The following is a 19,248-nucleotide window of genomic DNA, read 5'->3' on the forward strand; positions in this document are numbered from 1 at the left end:
AACGGCCGTCTGTCGACGACACCGGCCGCCGCGGCGGCGCAATTCACCCTTGACAGCACACATCGCGTGCTCGTCGGGCTGCCGCCGAACGTCCGGTCGCCGCCCTGCACCGACTGCGGCACGGGCGGATCGACGAGGGATCAGCAGACCTCGGCCGTGAGGAGGCCGCAGGGGGCGAGCTCGTGCGGAAGCTCCACCCGCATACCGCAGAAGCATCGCAACAGGCTGCCCCGTGAAGCCGGAGCGCCCAGGTCGATCATGAGGATGTCTCGTACTTCCCGGAGCACATCACTCAACTGGAAGCCTCTGGCGACCTGGATGCTGACCTCGTCAGGGTCCCAGACCGCGATTTTTGGCAGATTATCCGCCAATGAAATGTGGATGCACACAACTGTCTCCCCAGGGATGCACAACAACAGAAGTGATCCGCTCCGGGAGGTCAGCGGCTGACTGATGGTACCGACGGCTGTCTTGGCTGGGGGGAGTTTCGGTCATATTCATCTGCGGGGCGTGGATGGTCTTGCGCGCGGGCCGGCACATCGGTGTGTCGGGCCCGGAACCCCGGCATGGTGCCGTTGACCTCAGGTAATACGACTAACCTGCAGCATCGCCTCGGCGTCCTTCAGGAGCGCGCGCTGACGTGCCTCTGGCAATTGCCTGTACAGCTTGAGGAGCCGCGCCTCCCGTTCGTCCCCGCTCGGACCGGGTGCGGGGCGGCCGACCGCCTCGAAGAACTCCCTGGGCGTGGTCCGCACACCCCAGCGCCTGAATACGTCGACCATGGCTCGAAGCTTCTCCGGGTCGATGCGGGAGGTGCCGCGGGTCCGGTTCATCCATGCGTTGAGGGTCGGATACGAGATGCCGGCCTCTGATGCCAGGTCCTTCTGGGTCTTGCCCGGAGCCTGCGACAGAAGGCGTTCGAGGAGAGTTGCCAGGTCCACGTCCCGGCGTGCCGGATCGTCGCCGGCTTTTGGTTCTCCTGGGCGGCTCTGCTGGTTCGTCACGCCTCAGAGGATCGGTCATCAATATCTACAAGCGCAAGTAGATCGCAGACCGGCAATTCAGGCTCTTGGGGCACGCCGGAGCATTGCTGGCCCAGCCACCTATTAGTGCGCCCCCGTGCTCCCCCTATGGCGTCTCGCGGATTTACTGCTTCCCCTTGCTCTCCGTACATAACTTGACACTGTATGCATCTACGTGAAGACTGTAGATAACTCCGGAGGCGGGTCACCGACTCCCGGTGGAGACGGGTGCCCGGCGCCCTTTCCGTGGGATCTGCAGGGCGTTTATCCGGCGCCCCTGTGCAGCGGAGTTGCAGGACGGCACGTGAAATACCCCAGGCACTTACGGCATCGGCCACCCTGCTCCGTCGCGGAGTGGGGCGACCGGACGTTCGCTCGCCGAAGGAATCTACATCTACATGAATATTGAAGATGCGGAGAGCCTTCGCTCCGCACCGACGACGTCGACGGGAGTACCCACTGTGTCCGCACTGAACAACGTCACCCACGCTCCGGACGGTCCGGAGCCCGAGTTGGTCGCCCGGGCCCGCGCGGGCGACCGGGAGGCGTTCGCCACGCTGTACTACGAGCACTACCGCCTGGTCTACAGCTTCCTGCTCATCCGCACGCGCAACCGGCACCTGGCCGAGGACCTGACGCAAGAGGTGTTCACCCGCGCGCTGCGCCGTATCGACGCGTTCACCTGGCAGGGCACGGCGTTCGCCGCCTGGCTGATCACCATTGCGAAGAACCTTTATCTGGACGAACTCGGCCGCGGCCGCACCCGGTTGGAGACTCCCGTCGCCGAGTTCCTGGACCCGCAGGAGCCCGGCCGCGGCCCCGAGTCGCTCGCCCTGCGCGAGCTGGAGGCCGTCGAGGCCCACGAGACCGTCCGCACCGCCCTGCACACGCTCAACGCCCAGCAGCGGCACTGCGTCCAACTGCGCTTCCTCGACGAGCTGACACCCCAGGAGACGGCCGTGGCAATGGGACGCAGTGTCGGTGCCGTGAAGGCCCTGACCCATCGGGCACTCCAGAAACTGCGCTGGACAGCCGGGGCGGTGGCAGTGTGAACAGAAACGTCCCCCACGCCGCGCGCGTGATCCGTACGGTGCTGGCGACCGTCCGCACCGAACAGGCGTCGGCCCTCGCGCACGCCCTCGACTCGGCCTGCCTCCTCGTCGACCCCGAGCGCTCCTTCGGCGTGGTGCTGTACCGGACACCGGAAGGCGGCTGGTCGCGCACCGGCCGGCCGGTCACCGAACTCGAACAGCAGGCCCTGAACTGGGACGCCGCCTGCGGGCGTGCGCAGCAGGTCGCCCAGGACATCGAGCGGCATCTCGACGACCACCCCGGCCCCCACGCCATCCGGGTCGAGGGCGACCGGGTCCGGGTCCTGCTGCGCGTCGACGGCCCCGCCGAATGGGCGCGCTGGCGTACGTACTTCGGCATCACGGTCGTCGGCGAACGGACCGATCCCCACACGCTGACCGGTGAAGGAGAGTACGACGGCGTCCGGGTGACGGTGGTGGCCCTCGGTGCGTCCACGGCGTCGCAGGGGGCGACGGACGGTGAGGAGAAGCGGCCCTTCCGGATCGGCGAGACCCTCTACGACCTCGCCTTACCGCAGCGCGACGCGTACGGCGACATCTGGTACTTCCAGGGCCGTCGAAGAAGCGACGGGATGCCCCTGATGTCCCTCGACGGCCGGCCCGAGCGGTGCTCCCTGGCCAATGTGGTGGCGTATCTGGGGCCGTTGTCGCCGGTACGGGCCGACGACGAGGGCGTCACCGCGAACCCGGCACCGAACCCGCCGGGACTGCCCGAGGTGGCGGTGCTGCCCGAACCGGTGGCGCTGCCCCGGGCATCGGCGCAGGCGGCGGCGCCGCACACGGCCGTACCGCGAGTGCTGCCGAACCTGCCGGAACCGCGCGTCATGGCGGACGCGCAGGGAGCGTGGGCGGGATCGGACAGGCCGGCGATGTCGGCGGTGCCGGACCCGGAGACGGCGGCCGGGGCCGAGACGCGGTCGTCGGTGACACCGGGGCCGTGGGCGGCGGCCGAACCGTCGCAGCCGGCGGAGCCCGAGGTGTGGTCGCGGGCCCAGGAGTCGTGGAAGGCGGACGTGCCCCGGGCGGGGGCGCTGCCGCAGGCGTCGGGGACCCGGTCGCCGGAGGCGGGGGCCTGGATGGCGGCGGTGCCGAGGGCGGACGTACGGCCCGAGGCGCACGGACCGTGGGCGGCGCTGAACCTGCCCGCGGCGGGCCGGTGGTCGGACGTGCCGCGGCCACGGGTGATGACGGACCTGCCGGACCCGCGGACCGTCCCGGACCCGCACGACGCGCGGGTGCACGCGCGGGCGGACGTACGGACGGTACCGAACCTGCCGGACCCGCGGACGACGTCGGACCGGCCGGCTCCGCACCCGCACCTGGCGGCGCAGCCCGAACCGCAGCCGGAGCCGCCGTCGGCACCGCAGTCCGAGCCGCCGCCGGAACCGGTGCGGCTGCCCGATCGGGCCCAGCCGTCCTGGGCCGAACCGCGCGAACCGCTCGTCCCGTCGGCTCCGGCGGCCGGCCCGGCGAGGCCGGCCCGATGAGTGCCGGTCGGTCGAGGGGGCCGACCGGCTCCGGAGGGGGAGCGGAGGGAACACGGGCCTGGGAGTCGAGCGCAGCCTGTCGCCACCAGGACGCGGAACTCTGGTTCTCCCGCCGCTCCTCGTCCAGGGCCGTGGCCATCTGCGCGGCCTGCCCCGTGCTGGCCCACTGCCGGGCCGCCGTCCTCAAACGCGAGAAGGGACTGCCCAAGTGTCATCGCAGCGGTGTCATCGCCGGCCTGACCGGTCCTCAGCGCTATGCCCTGGAAAGGCAGTCGGACCCGGCGCGGCCACGGCCGTCCGCCGACCTGAAGGCCGGCCGCGCCCCGGTCGGTGCACGGCGAGGGCAGCCCGCCCCGTGCGGGACCCGGGCGGCCTACCAACGGCATCTGCGCCTGCGCGAGACCGTCGACGAGGCCTGCCGCCTCGCCAATGCGCGCAGCGCCGGCCGTTACCGGCGCACCGGCTCCACCCGTGGCTGGAACGAAGACGCCCGGGGCCGCGACCGTGTACCGGACGCGGCCGGGACTCCCGGCAGTCCGCCCCGGAAGTGATTCCTCGTTCACCGCCACCGGAGTACTTCATGTCCGCACCTTCGACGGGCCCGCTGCCCGAAGAGCCCGTGGCCGGCGGCTCCCGCGCCCGCCGCTTTCGAGCCGACCGTCCCGCCGGCCGCACGGCCGCCCTGCTCCGTCTCCTCAGGCCGCGCGGGCGTGCCTCCCGGCCGGAGACCGAGCCACCGGAGCACCCTTCCGTCGATCTGGACAGCTGCCGACAGGAGCTGGCCCGCTGGCAGCACCACGCCGACTCCTTCGAGCGGGAGCTGAGCCGCGTCGCCTCCGAACGCGCGCACCTCCTCGCCTGGCTGGCGGCACTGCATCCGTCGAGCGCGGTCATCACCCCGGCCGTCGGCATCGGAGGGGACGGCACACACCTGCTGCGGCTCGTGGCCGGGGAGCGGCAGTTGTGCTGGCACCTTCTCCCCAAGGACCTCCCGCTGTTCGGACACGTCCCGTACACCGAGCGCAGCACGGGACCGCTGCAACGGGACGGCCCCGGCGCCCTGGAACAGGCCGCGCACATCCGCAGTCACACCAGACTGCTGGCCATCGAGGGAACCCTGTTCGCCGTCCCCGTCGAGAAAGAGGCGTCGGCGCGGCCCGCCGAGCACTGACACCGCCGCACGGGACGGCCTGCGGGCCCCCGCGGAACTCCGGTTGGCAGGCTCGGGAGGCACGTCGGCCGGACCAGCGCTCCCCTGCGGGGGACCTCCAGCAGGGGAGCGCTGCCCCGCCGCCAACTCCCGCACCCCCGCGCCCCGCCTGCCATGCCGTCGCCCGGCTTCGCGCCCGGCCTCGCGCTTGGCTCTGCGCCCGGTTCCGCCCGCGGTTCTGCGCCGGGCCGAGCCTCGGGTTCGGTCTGTCGTGCCGACTCGGCCTCGCGCTTGGCCCCGAGTCCGGCCCGGGCCCCGAGTACGGCCCGGGCCCCGAGCCCGCGCCCGGCCCCGAGTTCGGCTCTGCCCGCGGCTCTGCGGGCCCGGTCCCGGGCTCGGTTCTGCCCGTAGTCCCGCGCCCGGTTGCGTCGGCTGTCTCGTGTCCGGTTCGTTCGCCGGGCCGTTACAGCCAGCTCGCGAACTCCAGCAGCAGTTCCGCGTCCGCGGTCCGGCCCACGCGGCGTGCCCGTACCCCGGACTCCACCGCCCGGAACAGGGTCCAGCCGCGCAGCCGTTCCTGGTCCACCTCCAGCGACTCCGCCAGCCGCTTCACCCGCCGCCGGGTCGTCGACGACCCCGACGGAGAGGCGATCAGGTCCTCCACCCGGTCCCGTACCAGCCGGGCCAGGTCGAACGCGCACTCGCCGACCACCGGGTCCGGCCCCACGGCCAGCCACGGCATCCGCTCGCCCGCCAGCACCTTGCTCTGCCGGAAGGTGCCGTGCAGCAGCCGGTGCTCGGGAGGTGCCGCCAGCAGTTCCGCGCGGACCGCGAGCGCGACCTCGACGAGCGGGGCCAGTTCGGGATCGGCCGCCGCGCTCGCCGCCATCGCCTCGGCCTGCCGGCCGGTCCGCTCGTCCACGGTCTCGAAGACGTGCCCGGCCGCGCCGCCCGGCGGTTCGACCCACAGCCTGCGCAGCGTGCCCGCCGCCTCCAGCAGGGCCTTCGCCTCGGGCAGCGACCGCACCGAGACGTCCGGGTGCAACCGCTCCAGCAGGAGCACACCCTCCGTGCGGACGTCTTCGAGCAGTTGTACGGCGCCCAGGCCACCCCAGTGCGCCAGTGCGGCCCGTTCGCTCTCCGGCCGGGCCCGGCCCGGGGCCAGCTTCAGCACGGCGGGCGTTCCGTCGGCCCGTCGCACCAGCACCACCAGACTGCTCCGGCCGCCCGGCAGCTGGACCCGCTCCACGGTCAACTCGCGTAGCGCGACGGCCTGCCCGGCCGCCTCGGGCAGCCTCTCCAGCCAGGCGTCACCGTTCGGTGCCGTCTCGCCGAGCGCCCGCACCAGACGCTGCGGCGGTTCGAAAGCCATGCGCGAGTCGATTCCTTCCGCTCCAGGGTCACGCCGTCGGTGTTGCCGAGGCCGGGGCCGGCGTCACCGTCGAATCAGCACCCGCGGCGGCGCTCGCACCCGCACTCGTCTCCGCGGTCGCACCGGTACCCGCCAACTCGGCGAGACCAGGGAAGGCTACGCTCCCGCCGCGCCAGCGCACCGCGCGGACCGCCGCCTCGCGCAGCGCCCCGGCCGCCTCGCCGCGCTGTCCGCCCTCGCTCGCCCGCACCAGGTCGGAGTACACCCCGGCCACCCGTTCCTCCAGTTCGGCGGCGAGCCGCACGGCCGCGGCGGAGTCCGCCACGGGGAACGGCAGGGCGTACGCGGCGCTCGCCGCGACCGGATCGCCGCCCAGGTCACGGACCTTGCGCACCAGCGCGTCCCGGCGGGCCCGGTGTGCGTCGTACGCCGTCTGCGCCTCCGCGCGCCGTTCCTCGGCGACCCGCCCGCCGACGACGCCGTACCCGTACACCGCCGCGTGCTCGGCCGCCAGCACGGCCTGCAACGCCTCCAGTTCCGGAGTTTTCGCCCCGCTCACTTGGTCCCCTCCGTCAGCAGATACGCGTGTGCGGCCCCGGCCGCCGCCACCGAGGCCAGCAGCCGGGCCAGTTCGCCCGGCACGTCCAGCAGCGCCTTCGCGCGCTGGTCCGCCAGCGCCCGTTCGGCCGCGGCCAGCCCGGTGAGCGCCTCCTTCCGGCTCCCCGGTGCCGCGGCCGTCCCGGAGGAGGCCGACGTGGAAGGCGTCGACCCGGCCGAAGCCGGCCCGTCGGGCGCGGACGCCGGGGAGGCCGTACCGGAGGAGCCGGTGGCGGACCCGGCGGCGGACGGCGTGGCGGACGGCTTCGCCTTGACGCCCCCGAACGCCGTCACATGCCGGAGCGTCTCGGCCCGAAGCGGCTCCAGCCGCTTCGCCAGCGCCGGATACGCGGCGATCACCAGGTCGTATCGCTCGACGATCCCCGTGCTGTCCTGTGCCGCACGTGCCCGGGCCCGTTCGGTGACCGACGGGCCGCGGCTCGCGGTCTCCTCGGACTCCTCACGGGCGGGGGAGCAGCCCACAAGGAGGGCGGCCCCGGCGGTGGAGGCGAGCAGGGATCTTCTGCGCGGCCCCGAGGGGGTGCGCGGTGGCGGGAAGTACGGCACGGCAGACGTCCTCAGGGGGGCTTGTGCGAACACACGGACGGGGAGGGCGGCCCCGCCGGTGATCACGGTACCCGCGTGCCCGCCCGGCATCACTCATCGGCACCGCTCCAGGCGCAGGTGGACGGCAACACTCCCTGCGACCGGATACCCTTTGAGCAGACACACGCCCCATCCCACAACAGCACACGCGGCCGAGGAGTCACCCGGATGAGCACCACTCAGAGCGAGAGGCTGCGAGAACTACTGGAACCGCTCGTGACCTCCCAGGGCCTCGATCTCGAAGAGATCACTGTGGACTCCGTGGGCCGCAAGCGGGTGCTGAGCGTCGTCGTCGACTCCGACACAGGGGCGGATCTGGACCGGATCGCCGATGTGAGCCGCGCGCTCTCGGCGAAGCTCGACGAGACGGACGCGATGGGCGAGGGCGAGTACACCCTCGAGGTCGGAACCCCGGGCGCGGAGCGCGCCCTCAGCGAGCACCGCCACTACGTGCGTGCTCAGGACCGCCTGGTGAGGTTCCAGCTCACCGAGGGCGGCGAACTGACCGCCCGGATCCTGACGGTCGACGAGGCAGGTCTCGACGTCGAGGTGCCCGGAGTGAAGGGCCGCAAGGCCACCTCCCGCAGGCTCGCCTTCGACGAGATCGCCAAGGCCCGGGTGCAGGTCGAGTTCAACCGCAAGGACAGCAAGGACATGAAGGAAGAGGAGGAGGCGTAGCCGTGGACATCGACATGAGCGCCCTGCGGGGCTTGGTGCGGGAGAAGGAGATCTCCTTCGACCTGCTGGTCGAGGCGATCGAGTCGGCCCTCCTCATCGCCTACCACCGCACCGAGGGAAGCCGCCGTCACGCGCGCGTGGAGCTCAACCGGGAGACCGGGCATGTGACCGTGTGGGCGAAGGAGGACCCCGAGGACCTCGAAGAGGGCCAGGAGCCCCGCGAGTTCGACGACACCCCGTCCGGCTTCGGCCGTATCGCCGCCACCACGGCCAAGCAGGTGATCCTGCAGCGCCTGCGCGACGCCGAGGACGACGCGACGCTCGGCGAGTACGCCGGCCGTGAGGGCGACATCGTCACCGGTGTGGTGCAGCAGGGCCGTGACCCGAAGAACGTGCTGGTCGACATCGGCAAGCTGGAGGCGATCCTGCCGGTGCAGGAGCAGGTGCCGGGCGAGACCTACCCGCACGGGATGCGGCTGCGGTCGTACGTCGTCCGGGTGGCGAAGGGTGTCCGCGGTCCGTCCGTGACCCTCTCGCGCACGCACCCCAACCTGGTGAAGAAGCTCTTCGCGCTGGAGGTGCCGGAGATCGCCGACGGTTCCGTCGAGATCGCCGCCATCGCGCGCGAGGCCGGTCACCGCACCAAGATCGCGGTGCGGTCCACCCGTTCGGGCCTGAACGCCAAGGGCGCCTGCATCGGCCCGATGGGCGGCCGGGTGCGCAACGTGATGGCCGAACTGAACGGCGAGAAGATCGACATCGTCGACTGGTCGGACGACCCGGCCGAGATGGTGGGCAACGCGCTCTCCCCGGCGCGGGTGAACAAGGTCGAGGTCGTGGACCTCTCGACCCGGTCCGCGCGGGTGACCGTGCCCGACTACCAGCTGTCGCTGGCGATCGGCAAGGAAGGGCAGAACGCCCGTCTCGCGGCCCGGCTCACCGGCTGGCGTATCGACATCCGGCCGGACACCGAGCAGGTGTCCGAGTAGCGCTCCCCCGGGAGTGGGAATAGATCCCGGCCTTTGTTGCTTGGATCACGACAACAACCGTTCGATTTTTGCCCCAAAGGGGTGAGGTCGGTGCGGGGAGGTAGACTTAGCAGTGTCTGGCCGGACGCGAGCCCGCGTATGCCCTGAACGCACCTGTGTGGGGTGCCGGGAGCGAGCGGCCAAGACCGATCTGCTGCGCATCGTGGCGGCCGGGGACGCCTGCGTCCCCGATCCTCGCGGTACGCTGCCCGGCCGGGGTGCGTATGTACATCCCGTCCCGGTCTGTCTCGACCTGGCGGTACGCCGCCGGGCGTTCCCGAGGGCGCTGCGCGTCCCGGGCCCGCTCGACGTAAAGGTGTTGCGCCAGTACGTGGAGCAGACAGAACGTTGCTGAGCAGGCAACACCGTAAGAAGCGTCGCGCGGACCTCCGCGCGGCCCAGGTACCCCGCGAGTTGGAAGTAGGTCGAGATTGCGATGAGCACTCGATGAGCACGCGATGAGTACGCCCATGAAGTAGCGACGGTCCGGCCGCAACCCGGACCTAAAAGGAGCGAAGTGGCTAAGGTCCGGGTATACGAACTCGCCAAGGAGTTCGGTGTGGAGAGCAAGGTCGTCATGGCCAAGCTCCAGGAACTCGGTGAATTCGTCCGATCGGCGTCCTCGACGATCGAGGCGCCCGTAGTACGCAAACTGACAGACGCCTTCCAGGGTGGTGGCAGCGGCAAGTCCGCCGGCCGTCCCGCCCCGCGCAAGGCGGCTCCCAAGCCCGGCGCGCCCTCCCCGGCGCAGACGGCTCGTCCGGCTGCTCCGAAGCCGCCGGTCGCCCCCAAGCCCCCCGTGGCCCCGCAGCCCGCGGCCCCGGCGGCTCCGTCGGCCTCCGCGCCGGCTGTCTCCGGCCCGCGTCCGGTGCCGGGCCCCAAGCCCGCGCCGCGTCCGGCCCCGGCTGCCCCCACGACCCCGGAGTTCACCGCTCCGCCGTCGGCCCCGGCCGCGCCGGCCGCTCCGGCCGCCTCCCAGGGCCAGGGTCAGGGTCCGCGCCCCGGTGCCCGTCCGGGCCCCGGCGGCCCGAAGCCCGGTGCCCGTCAGGGTGGTCCCGGCCAGGGTCAGGGCCAGGCTCCCCGTTCCGACCGTCCCGACCGTGGCGCCCCGCGCCCCGGTGGTCAGGCCCCGCGTCCGGGTGCCCGTCCGGCCGGTCCCCGTCCGGGCAACAACCCCTTCACCTCCGGTGGTTCCACCGGCATGGCGCGTCCGCAGGCGCCGCGTCCGCAGGGCGCGCGTCCCGGCGGCCCCGGTGCCCCCGGCGCCGGTCCCCGTCCGCAGGCGCCCGGCGCCCAGGGCGGCGGTCCGCGTCCGCAGGCTCCGGGCGGTTCCCGTCCGTCGCCGGCCGGTATGCCCCGTCCGCAGGGCGGCGGTCCCCGTCCCGGTGGCGGTCCCGCGGGTCCGCGTCCGAACCCCGGCATGATGCCGCAGCGTCCCGCTGCCGGCCCGCGTCCCGGCGGTGGCCCCGGTGGCCGCGGTCCGGGCGGTGCGGGTCGTCCCGGCGGCGCCGGCCGTCCCGCGGGCGGCGGCTTCGCCGGCCGTCCGGGCGGTGGCGGCGGTGCCGGTCGTCCCGGTGGTGGCGGCGGCTTCGCCGGCCGTCCCGGTGGCGGTGCCCCCGGCGCCGGTGGCGGCGGCGGTTTCGGTGGCGGCGGTGGCCGTCCCGGCTTCGGCGGTCGTCCCGGTGGTCCCGGTGGCCGTGGTGGCACGCAGGGCGCCTTCGGCCGTCCCGGCGGTCCCGCGCGTCGCGGTCGCAAGTCGAAGCGGCAGAGGCGCCAGGAGTACGAGGCCATGCAGGCCCCGTCGGTCGGCGGCGTGATGCTGCCTCGCGGCAACGGCGAAGCCATTCGCCTGTCGCGCGGTGCCTCCCTCACCGACTTCGCGGAGAAGATCAACGCCAACCCGGCGTCGCTCGTCGCGGTCATGATGAACCTCGGCGAGATGGTCACGGCCACGCAGTCCGTCTCCGACGAGACGCTCCAGCTCCTCGCCGGCGAGATGAACTACACGGTTCAGATCGTCAGCCCGGAGGAGGAGGACCGCGAGCTGCTCGAGTCCTTCGACATCGAGTTCGGCGAGGACGAGGGCGGCGAGGAGGACCTCGTGGTCCGTCCGCCGGTCGTCACCGTCATGGGTCACGTCGACCACGGCAAGACCCGACTGCTCGACGCCATCCGCAAGACGAACGTCATCGCGGGCGAGGCCGGCGGCATCACCCAGCACATCGGTGCCTACCAGGTCGCGACCGAGGTCAACGACGAAGAGCGCAAGATCACCTTCATCGACACCCCGGGTCACGAGGCGTTCACCGCCATGCGTGCCCGTGGTGCCCGGTCGACGGACATCGCGATCCTCGTCGTCGCGGCCAACGACGGCGTCATGCCGCAGACGGTCGAGGCGCTCAACCACGCCAAGGCGGCCGACGTCCCGATCGTCGTCGCGGTCAACAAGATCGACGTCGAGGGTGCCGACCCGACCAAGGTGCGCGGTCAGCTCACCGAGTACGGTCTGGTGGCCGAGGAGTACGGCGGCGACACCATGTTCGTCGACATCTCCGCCAAGCAGGGTCTGCACATCGACTCCCTGCTGGAGGCCGTCATCCTCACCGCGGACGCCTCGCTCGACCTGCGTGCCAACCCGCACCAGGACGCGCAGGGCATCTCGATCGAGTCCCGGCTCGACCGCGGCCGCGGTGCCGTCTCCACGGTCCTCGTCCAGCGAGGCACCCTGCGGGTCGGCGACACGATGGTCGTGGGCGACGCCTACGGCCGAGTGCGCGCCATGCTCGACGACAACGGCAACAACGTCGCCGAGGCGGGCCCGTCGACGCCGGTCCAGGTCCTGGGCCTGACCAACGTCCCGGGTGCGGGCGACAACTTCCTCGTCGTCGACGAGGACCGCACGGCTCGCCAGATCGCCGAGAAGCGTGCGGCCCGCGAGCGCAACGCGGCCTTCGCCAAGCGCACGCGCCGCGTCTCCCTCGAGGACCTGGACAAGGTGCTCAAGGCCGGCGAGATCCAGCAGCTGAACCTGATCATCAAGGGTGACGCTTCCGGTTCCGTCGAGGCGCTCGAGTCGTCCCTGCTCCAGCTGGACGTCGGCGAAGAGGTCGACATCCGCGTCCTGCACCGCGGTGTCGGTGCGGTCACGGAGTCGGACATCGACCTGGCGATGGGCTCGGACGCCATCGTGATCGGCTTCAACGTCCGTGCGGCCGGCCGCGCGGCGCAGATGGCCGAGCGCGAGGGCGTGGACGTCCGCTACTACTCGGTCATCTACCAGGCGATCGAGGAGATCGAGGCGGCCCTGAAGGGCATGCTGAAGCCGGAGTACGAGGAGGTCGAGCTCGGTACGGCGGAGATCCGCGAGGTCTTCAAGTCGTCCAAGCTGGGCAACATCGCCGGTGTCCTCATCCGCTCCGGAGAGGTCAAGCGGAACACCAAGGCCCGACTCATCCGCGACGGCAAGGTGGTCGCGGAGAACCTCAACATCGAGGGCCTGCGTCGCTTCAAGGACGACGTCACCGAGATCCGCGAAGGCTACGAGGGTGGTATCAACCTCGGCAACTTCAACGACATCAAGGTCGACGACGTCATCGCGACGTACGAGATGCGCGAGAAGCCGCGGGTGTAACACCCTGGCCCGAGGTGGCCGGCGGGAATCTTTCCCGCCGGCCGCCTCGGCGTGTTCCGGGGGACGGGCAGGGGCGGCGGGCGAACAATCCCGTCGAGTACCCGGCCCGTTCGTTGTACCGTTCTTGATGTCCCTGCCCAGTGGATGGCGGGGCCATCGATCCCGTACCGGCGGGTGAACCGGGTACACATGTACGTAGGGACTCTGTCCTTCGACCTGCTCCTCGGCGACGTTCGGTCGCTGAAGGAGAAGCGCTCCGTCGTCCGCCCGATCGTCGCCGAGCTCCAGCGGAAGTACGCGGTGAGCGCCGCCGAGGTGGACCATATGGACCTGCACCGCCGGGCCGGCATCGGCCTCGCGATGGTGTCCGGGGACGTCGGCCATCTCAACGACGTACTGGACCGGTGCGAACGGCTGGTCGCCGGACGCCCCGAGGTGGAGCTGCTGTCGGTACGACGGCGCCTGCACGGCGAAGACGACTGACCCAAGAACTCAGATCAGGAAAGAACGGGAGACGGACCAGTGGCCGACAACGCGCGGGCTAAGAGGCTGGCGGACCTCATCCGAGAGGTGGTGGCCCAGAAGCTGCAGCGCGGGATCAAGGACCCGCGGCTCGGCTCGTATGTCACCATCACGGACACCCGGGTCACGGGTGATCTGCGGGAGGCGACCGTCTTCTACACGGTGTACGGGGACGACGAGGAGCGGGCCGCGGCCGCCGCGGGCCTGGAGAGCGCCAAGGGCGTGCTGCGCTCCGCGGTGGGCGCGGCGGCGGGCGTGAAGTTCACGCCGACCCTGACCTTCGTGGCGGACGCCCTGCCGGACACCGCCAAGACCATCGAGGACCTGCTCGACAAGGCACGGGCCTCGGACGCGAAGGTCCGCGAGGTCTCCGCGGGCGCCAGCTTCGCGGGCGAAGCCGACCCGTACCGCAAGCCGGGCGACGAGGACGAGACCGTCGAGACGGACGGCGACGCCCCGTAATGACCGAGAAGCACAAGACGCCCGACGGCCTGGTCATCGTCGACAAGCCGTCGGGCTTCACCTCGCACGACGTGGTCGCCAAGATGCGCGGGATCGCCCGGACCCGGCGCGTCGGCCACGCCGGCACCCTCGACCCCATGGCGACCGGTGTGCTCGTCCTCGGCGTCGAGCGGGCCACCAAGCTCCTGGGGCATCTGGCCCTGACCGAGAAGGAGTATCTGGGCACCGTCCGGCTCGGGCAGAACACGCTCACCGACGACGCCGAGGGAGAGATCACCTCCTCCACCGACGCCTCCGCGATCACCCGGGACGCCGTCGACGCCGGTGTCGCCAAGCTGAGCGGCGACATCATGCAGGTGCCGTCCAAGGTCAGCGCCATCAAGATCAACGGCGTGCGCTCGTACAAGCGGGCGCGCGAGGGCGAGGAGTTCGAGATCCCGGCCCGCCCGGTCACCATCTCCTCCTTCACCGTGTACGACGTCCGTGACGCCGTCGCCGAGAACGGCACCCCGGTCAAGGACCTGGTGGTGTCGGTGGTCTGCTCGTCCGGCACCTACATCCGTGCCCTCGCCCGCGACCTGGGCGCCGACCTCGGCGTCGGCGGTCATCTGACCGCCCTGCGCCGCACCCGCGTCGGCCCGTACAAGCTGGACGCGGCGCGGACCCTGGAGCAGCACCAGCAGGAACTGGCGGTGATGCCGATCACCGACGCGGCCACGGCCGCCTTCCCGCGCTGGAACGTGGACGCCAAGCGGGGACGGCTGCTCCTCAACGGGGTGCGCCTGGAGATGCCCGACGAGTACGAAGGCCGCGGCGCCGTCGCCGTGTTCGACCCCGAGGGCCGCTTCCTGGCTCTGGTCGAGGCCCACCGGGGCAAGGCCAAGAGCCTGGCCGTCTTCGGCTGACGCCGGCGGGCACCGCGACATGGTGCCCGTGGAGCGGCGAGCACGGGGTCCTCCACTGCCGCCGCTCCACGGTCCCCCCTCGGTTCCCCCACCCCTAGGGTGTATCCACCGCCCCCGCTCCATTCACCCGTCCGGGCAGGCGCTCGGAGTGAACGGAGGGAGCTGAGGGGGCGCGTTCACCTCGCGATCTGTCCCGCCGATCATCGCGCGCCTACGGTCGAACCGAGGTCACGCGCGCAGGGCGGGGAGGTACGACCATGGCGGGACAGGGCGGCCCGGGTGCGTGCGGCGCCCACGGCGCACCGCACGGCACAGGGGCCGTCGGCGACACCTGGACCGCCGACCGCTTCCTCGTCCGCATCCAGGATCCGGCCGGCCGCCCCCGCGGCACGGGATTCCTCGCGGACCGCCTCGGCACGATGATCACCAGCCACGAGGCGGTCGACGGACTGCCCCACCTGGTGCTGCGTACGGCCGCCGACCGCGCCCGCGTCGTGACCGCCGACGCCGTGACCGCGCTGCCCGCCCTCGGCCTGGCCCTCGTACGCACCGAGCGGCTCGGCGTCGAGCCGCTGCCCGTCACCGTGCGCGACGCCATCGGGCCCGGCACCTACGTCCGTGTCAACGCGGGCTGCTGGCGCCAGGCGCGGGTCCTGGGCCGGACCCCGGTGACGTACACGGCCACGGACCGCTCCCATCTCCTCGACGACGTCATGGAGTTGGCGATCGGCACAGCGGGCCGGGACGCCCTGCGCCCCGGCGGTGGAGCGGCCGGCGGACCGGTGCTCGACGCGGCGACCGGTGCCGTCGTCGGTGTCGTCGGCACCGCCCTCCACTGCGGCCACCGCGCCACCGGGTTCGCCGTCCCGCTGCCACCCCGGACGAGCGCCGCCGCCCGAGCGGGCCGCACCCCGCAAGCCGACACCGACCGGCTCACCGACCTGCTCGCCCGCAACGCCGAGACGGTGCCCGCCTACGGCGCCGACCTCAACCTGGCCGGCGTGCTGGAACTCACCGCCGCCTCCGTCGGCTCGGACGGCCCACCCGGCACCCTCACCGACCGGACCGGCCGGAACGACCGGACCGACCGGACCGGCCGGAACGACCGGACCGGCCGCATCGACCCGTCGGACCCGGGCTCGCCGGACCTGCGTTCGACTGATCCGGTCTTGCTAGCCCTCCGTTCCGCTGATCCGGGCTCCGCAGGGTCGGGTGCCGCAGGGCCGGGTTCGGCGGTGCAGGGTCCGGCGGGTCCAGTGCCGGCAGGTCGGCGGCCGGTCGTCGAACCCGTCGAACCCGTCGAATCAGTCGAACCAGTCGAACGGACTGCGCCGGCAAGGGAGTTCGCGGCCTTCGCCACCGGTCCGGCCGCCGTCCTCGCCCTCGTCGGCGCCCCCGGCAGCGGCCGTACGACGGAACTCGCGGCGCTCGCCGCCCGCCGTCACCGGGGCGCACGCCCGGCCCCCACCCTGTGGCTGCGCGGCGCCGATCTCAGGGAGGACGACGGCTCCGTCGCCGACGCCGCCCGCCGGGCACTCGTCCGCGCCGCCCGTGTCGTGGCCGCCAACGACCCGGCCCACCCCGCCGACCTCGGCGACATCACCCCCGAACGCCTGGCCCGGATCGCCCGCACCGCGGGCCGCCCCCTGCTGCTCCTGCTCGACGGCCCGGAGGAGATGCCGCCCGCCCTCGCCCACCGTCTGCCCGACTGGACGACGGGCACGGCGCACTGGCTGCGGGAGTGCGGAGCGCGCCTGGTGGTGGGCTGCCGGGCGGAGTACTGGGAGCACGCGGGGGCCGCGTTCCCGCGCGAGCTGCTGCACGGCGGCCCGGGCCCGGCCGCGGATCCCGACGGCACCCTGCCGCCCTGCGTGCACCTCGGGGACCTGACCGAGGACGAGGCCAGGCTCGCCCGCGAGCGCTACGGCATCCCCGGTCCGGTCCTCGCCGAGCCGCACGCCCGCCACCCCCTCACCCTGCGCCTGCTGTCAGAGGTCCGGGCCGCCGTCCCCGAAGCCCCCGACACCCCGCTGGACGGAGACGACGTCCTCGCCGCCCACCTCGATCTCATGTGCCTGCGGATCGCCGTCCGCCTCGCCGCCGGGAGCGGCCTGCGCGGCACCGCGGTACGACGGCTCGCCGCCAAGGTCTCCGGCCAGGTCCACCTGGCGGCCCGGCGCAGCCTCGGACCCGGCCAGGGCGAACTGGACCGCGCGTCGTTCGAGACGTTCTTCCCCCGGGGCACCGCCCCGGCACGGCTCGGCGGCGGCACCGGCTGGGCCTGCGCCGTCCTCGCCGAGGGCCTCCTCGTCCCCGCCGGAGACGGCTACCGCTTCGCCCACGAGGAGCTCGCCGACTGGATCCAGGGCATGCACCTCGACCTGGACGAGGCGCTGCGCGTCCTGGTCCACGGCCCGCGGGACGGGCGCGCGCTGCCGGTGCCGCCGCACCGCATCGGCCCCGTCGTCCAGGCCCTGCTCCTGGTCGCCCGCCAGCACGGCAGCCCCCGGCTCGCCGTCCGCCTGGCGGAACTGGTCCACGCCCTGGACGCCGACCCGCACTCCTGGTGGGCGGCCCGGCTGCTCGCCGAGGTACTGCGACGGGTGCCGGACGCGACCCCGTACACCGGCGTCCTGCGCCTGCTCACCGAGCTGATCGTCGCCCGGCGCCGAGAGCAGCGGCCCTCGCCCGCCGAGTTCGGCCCCGCCTTCTGGACCGGCCTCGCGCTGCCCGGCGCCGGCCGCCTCGACCTGCTGCGCCGCCTCGTCCTCGCCGACGCCGCCCCGTACGACACCGGCCCGCCCCGCTACCTCGACGCGGCCGCCGAACTGCTGGCTGCCGACCCCGCTGCCGTACAGCCGCACCTCATGCGCTGGTTCGACGACGAGCGGCCGCTGCCCGCCACCCCGCACGCGACCGTCGCCACGGCAGCGCAGGCGCTGCTGCACACCCACCGGCACCGCGCCCTGGACGACCTGGCGGAACGCCTGGTCGAGAGCCCGCACCGGCGGGCCGGCGAACTCCTCGCCGTCCTCGCCGAGGACGAGCCGTCCGCCCTGTGCCGGGCCGTCGACCGCTGGGCACGCGACGAGCGACCGGCCCGGCGGCTGGCGGCGGTGACGTACGGACTGCGCGCCGCCCCGCACACCCGCTCCGACGCCGACCACGAACTTCTGCGACACCTGGCCCTCGACCTGCTCGCCCGCCCCACCGACTGCACCGTGCACGGTGCGGCCCTCGCCCTCCTCGTACGCGATCCGCGCACCCGGTCCCGGCACCTCCCGCGGGCGCTGAGGCACTTCGCCGCGGCCGATCCGCAGCTTCCGCCGAGCGCGCTGGTCCCCGCCCTCGCCACCCACACCGAACCGGTCCTCGCCGCCTTCCGGGCGCGGCTGCGCAGAGCCGACGCGGGCGAGGCACTGCGTACCCTTGCCGGTGTCACCACGCCCGCCCTGGCGGGCCGGGTCGCGGCCGTGCTGGAGGAGGCGGTGGAAGCCCGGACCGCGACGGCCGCGCGGGTGACGGCACGCGCCGACCGCCGCCGTGGTCAGGACCCCGTACCGAGGGTCCGCGGCCGTGGCCCGGAGAGTGCGCCCTGTCACAGCCCCCATGCCGATGCGGGGCGAGAGCACTCGGCATGGCACCCTTAGACCTGCGCATAAGGCAGGCAACAAACACAGGTTCGACAAGGAGCGGTCACAGTGCAGCGCTGGCGTGGCTTGGAGGACATCCCCGAGGACTGGGGGCGCAGCGTCGTCACCATCGGCTCCTACGACGGAGTTCACCGGGGCCACCAGCTGATCATCAGCCATGCCGTGGAGCGCGCCCGTGAGCTGGGCGTGCCGTCCGTCGTCGTCACCTTCGACCCGCACCCCAGCGAGGTGGTCCGCCCCGGCAGCCACCCGCCGCTGCTGGCCCCGCACCACCGCCGTGCCGAGCTGATGGCGGGCCTGGGCGTGGACGCGGTGCTGATCCTGCCGTTCACCAAGGAGTTCTCGAAGCTGTCGCCGGCCGACTTCGTCGTCAAGGTCCTGGTCGACAAGCTGCACGCCAAGGCGGTCGTCGAGGGCCCGAACTTCCGCTTCGGCCACAAGGCCGCGGGCAACGTGGAGTTCCTCACCGAACAGGGCCGGGTCTACGACTTCGAGGTCGAGGTCGTCGACCTGTACGTGAGCGGTGCGGCGGGCGGCGGCGAGCCGTTCTCCTCCACCCTGACCCGGCGTCTGGTGGCCGGCGGTGACGTCGAGGGCGCCCACGAGATCCTCGGCCGCCCGCACCGCGTGGAGGGCGTGGTCGTCCGCGGCGCGCAGCGCGGCCGCGAGCTGGGCTTCCCCACGGCGAACGTCGAGACGCTGCCGCACACCGCGATCCCGGCCGACGGCGTCTACGCCGGGTGGCTGCACGCGGACGGCGAGGCCATGCCGGCCGCCATCTCCGTCGGCACGAACCCGCAGTTCGACGGTACGGAGCGCACGGTGGAGGCGTACGCCATCGACCGGGTCGGCCTGGACCTGTACGGCCTGCACGTCGCCGTCGACTTCCTGGCCTACGTCCGCGGACAGGCGAAGTTCGATTCGCTGGAGGCGTTCCTGGAGCAGATGGCCGAGGACGTGAAGCGCTGCCGCGAGCTGGTGGAGGCGGCGGGGACCACCGCCGACTAGCCGGCCGGATCCGCTCGTACGACGCCGAAGGGCGGC

Annotated in this window: 18 protein-coding genes; 13 read left to right on the forward strand and 5 right to left on the reverse strand. The window is 72.8% G+C overall.

The annotated features are described in order from the left end of the window. Positions 1-140: 140 nt before the first annotated feature. Complete coding sequence (locus ABT085_RS27730) at positions 141-389, reverse strand: hypothetical protein (protein ID WP_351613482.1); 249 nt, start codon at positions 387-389, stop codon at positions 141-143. Positions 390-581: 192 nt separating this feature from the next. Beyond that, complete coding sequence (locus ABT085_RS27735; protein ID WP_351613485.1) at positions 582-1,004, reverse strand: helix-turn-helix domain-containing protein; 423 nt, start codon at positions 1,002-1,004, stop codon at positions 582-584. 479 nt (positions 1,005-1,483) lie between these two features. Here ABT085_RS27735 and ABT085_RS27740 point away from each other — a divergent pair, with 479 nt between their 5' ends. From ABT085_RS27740 to ABT085_RS27755, 4 genes are read left to right on the forward strand one after another with little or no spacing between them, the layout of a single operon-like run. After that, positions 1,484-2,074, forward strand: coding sequence for a sigma-70 family RNA polymerase sigma factor (locus tag ABT085_RS27740; RefSeq protein ID WP_351613488.1), 591 nt, complete (start codon positions 1,484-1,486; stop codon positions 2,072-2,074). Beyond that, a complete protein-coding gene (locus ABT085_RS27745) occupies positions 2,071-3,600 on the forward strand; it encodes a BN159_2729 family protein (RefSeq protein WP_351613491.1) in 1,530 nt (509 codons plus the stop codon). Before ABT085_RS27740 ends, ABT085_RS27745 begins: the two co-directional genes overlap by 4 nt. Next, entirely contained in the window at positions 3,597-4,151 is a 555-nt protein-coding gene (locus tag ABT085_RS27750) for a WhiB family transcriptional regulator (RefSeq protein ID WP_351613493.1), read from the forward strand. The genes ABT085_RS27745 and ABT085_RS27750 overlap by 4 nt, the downstream gene beginning before the upstream one ends. A 29-nt stretch (positions 4,152-4,180) precedes the next feature. Further along, positions 4,181-4,771 (forward strand): hypothetical protein, encoded by a 591-nt coding sequence (locus tag ABT085_RS27755; protein ID WP_351613496.1) that lies wholly within the window; start codon positions 4,181-4,183, stop codon positions 4,769-4,771. Positions 4,772-5,213: 442 nt separating this feature from the next. On the opposite strand, the gene ABT085_RS27760 is transcribed toward ABT085_RS27755, so the two are convergent. The 3 genes from ABT085_RS27760 to ABT085_RS27770 are packed head-to-tail and all read right to left on the reverse strand — an operon-like array spanning position 5,214 to position 7,286. Then, the gene (locus tag ABT085_RS27760; RefSeq protein ID WP_351613498.1) at positions 5,214-6,122 is read right to left on the reverse strand and encodes an aminoglycoside phosphotransferase family protein; all 909 of its coding nucleotides are present in this window, start codon (positions 6,120-6,122) and stop codon (positions 5,214-5,216) included. Positions 6,123-6,150: 28 nt separating this feature from the next. Continuing rightward, positions 6,151-6,681, reverse strand: coding sequence for a ferritin-like domain-containing protein (locus ABT085_RS27765; RefSeq protein WP_351613501.1), 531 nt, complete (start codon positions 6,679-6,681; stop codon positions 6,151-6,153). After that, positions 6,678-7,286 (reverse strand): hypothetical protein, encoded by a 609-nt coding sequence (locus ABT085_RS27770; protein ID WP_351613504.1) that lies wholly within the window; start codon positions 7,284-7,286, stop codon positions 6,678-6,680. The genes ABT085_RS27765 and ABT085_RS27770 overlap by 4 nt, the downstream gene beginning before the upstream one ends. 207 nt (positions 7,287-7,493) lie before the next feature. Here ABT085_RS27770 and rimP point away from each other — a divergent pair, with 207 nt between their 5' ends. The 9 genes from rimP to ABT085_RS27815 all read left to right on the forward strand — a co-directional run bounded on the left by rimP (position 7,494) and on the right by ABT085_RS27815 (position 19,212). Beyond that, positions 7,494-8,003, forward strand: a complete 510-nt coding sequence (gene rimP, locus ABT085_RS27775; RefSeq protein ID WP_351613506.1) for a ribosome maturation factor RimP — start codon at positions 7,494-7,496, stop codon at positions 8,001-8,003. A gap of 2 nt (positions 8,004-8,005) precedes the next feature. Further along, the gene (nusA, locus tag ABT085_RS27780; protein WP_351613509.1) at positions 8,006-8,992 is read left to right on the forward strand and encodes a transcription termination factor NusA; all 987 of its coding nucleotides are present in this window, start codon (positions 8,006-8,008) and stop codon (positions 8,990-8,992) included. A 112-nt stretch (positions 8,993-9,104) separates the two neighbouring features. Further along, positions 9,105-9,386, forward strand: coding sequence for a YlxR family protein (locus ABT085_RS27785; protein WP_351613512.1), 282 nt, complete (start codon positions 9,105-9,107; stop codon positions 9,384-9,386). A 162-nt stretch (positions 9,387-9,548) separates the two neighbouring features. Further along, a complete protein-coding gene (gene infB, locus ABT085_RS27790) occupies positions 9,549-12,662 on the forward strand; it encodes a translation initiation factor IF-2 (RefSeq protein ID WP_351613515.1) in 3,114 nt (1,037 codons plus the stop codon). Between the two features lie 189 nt (positions 12,663-12,851). Next, on the forward strand, positions 12,852-13,145 hold the full coding sequence (locus tag ABT085_RS27795; protein ID WP_351613518.1) for a DUF503 domain-containing protein: 294 nt from the start codon (positions 12,852-12,854) through the stop codon (positions 13,143-13,145). Between the two features lie 39 nt (positions 13,146-13,184). After that, positions 13,185-13,646 carry a 30S ribosome-binding factor RbfA gene (gene rbfA / locus ABT085_RS27800; RefSeq protein ID WP_351613521.1) on the forward strand — a complete coding sequence of 154 codons (462 nt, stop codon included), beginning with the start codon at positions 13,185-13,187 and terminating at the stop codon, positions 13,644-13,646. Further along, entirely contained in the window at positions 13,646-14,551 is a 906-nt protein-coding gene (gene truB, locus ABT085_RS27805; protein ID WP_351613524.1) for a tRNA pseudouridine(55) synthase TruB, read from the forward strand. Before rbfA ends, truB begins: the two co-directional genes overlap by 1 nt. A gap of 257 nt (positions 14,552-14,808) precedes the next feature. Further along, positions 14,809-18,201 carry a trypsin-like peptidase domain-containing protein gene (locus ABT085_RS27810; RefSeq protein WP_351613527.1) on the forward strand — a complete coding sequence of 1,131 codons (3,393 nt, stop codon included), beginning with the start codon at positions 14,809-14,811 and terminating at the stop codon, positions 18,199-18,201. Between the two features lie 51 nt (positions 18,202-18,252). Beyond that, positions 18,253-19,212: a bifunctional riboflavin kinase/FAD synthetase gene (locus ABT085_RS27815; protein WP_351613530.1), complete on the forward strand. Its 960-nt coding sequence runs from the start codon at positions 18,253-18,255 to the stop codon at positions 19,210-19,212. Positions 19,213-19,248 lie beyond the last annotated feature (36 nt).

The organism is Streptomyces sp. NPDC002265, assembly GCF_040296125.1.
In the GTDB taxonomy this organism is placed as follows: domain Bacteria; phylum Actinomycetota; class Actinomycetes; order Streptomycetales; family Streptomycetaceae; genus Streptomyces.

Coding starts and splice junctions, on each gene's coding strand:
- ABT085_RS27750 (WP_351613493.1), top strand. CDS start 3,597: ATGAGTGCCGGTCGGTCGAGGGGGCCGACCGGCTCCGGAGGGGGAGCG.
- ABT085_RS27755 (WP_351613496.1), top strand. CDS start 4,181: ATGTCCGCACCTTCGACGGGCCCGCTGCCCGAAGAGCCCGTGGCCGGC.
- ABT085_RS27760 (WP_351613498.1), bottom strand. CDS start 6,122: ATGGCTTTCGAACCGCCGCAGCGTCTGGTGCGGGCGCTCGGCGAGACG.
- rimP (WP_351613506.1), top strand. CDS start 7,494: ATGAGCACCACTCAGAGCGAGAGGCTGCGAGAACTACTGGAACCGCTC.
- ABT085_RS27795 (WP_351613518.1), top strand. CDS start 12,852: ATGTACGTAGGGACTCTGTCCTTCGACCTGCTCCTCGGCGACGTTCGG.
- truB (WP_351613524.1), top strand. CDS start 13,646: ATGACCGAGAAGCACAAGACGCCCGACGGCCTGGTCATCGTCGACAAG.
- ABT085_RS27810 (WP_351613527.1), top strand. CDS start 14,809: ATGGCGGGACAGGGCGGCCCGGGTGCGTGCGGCGCCCACGGCGCACCG.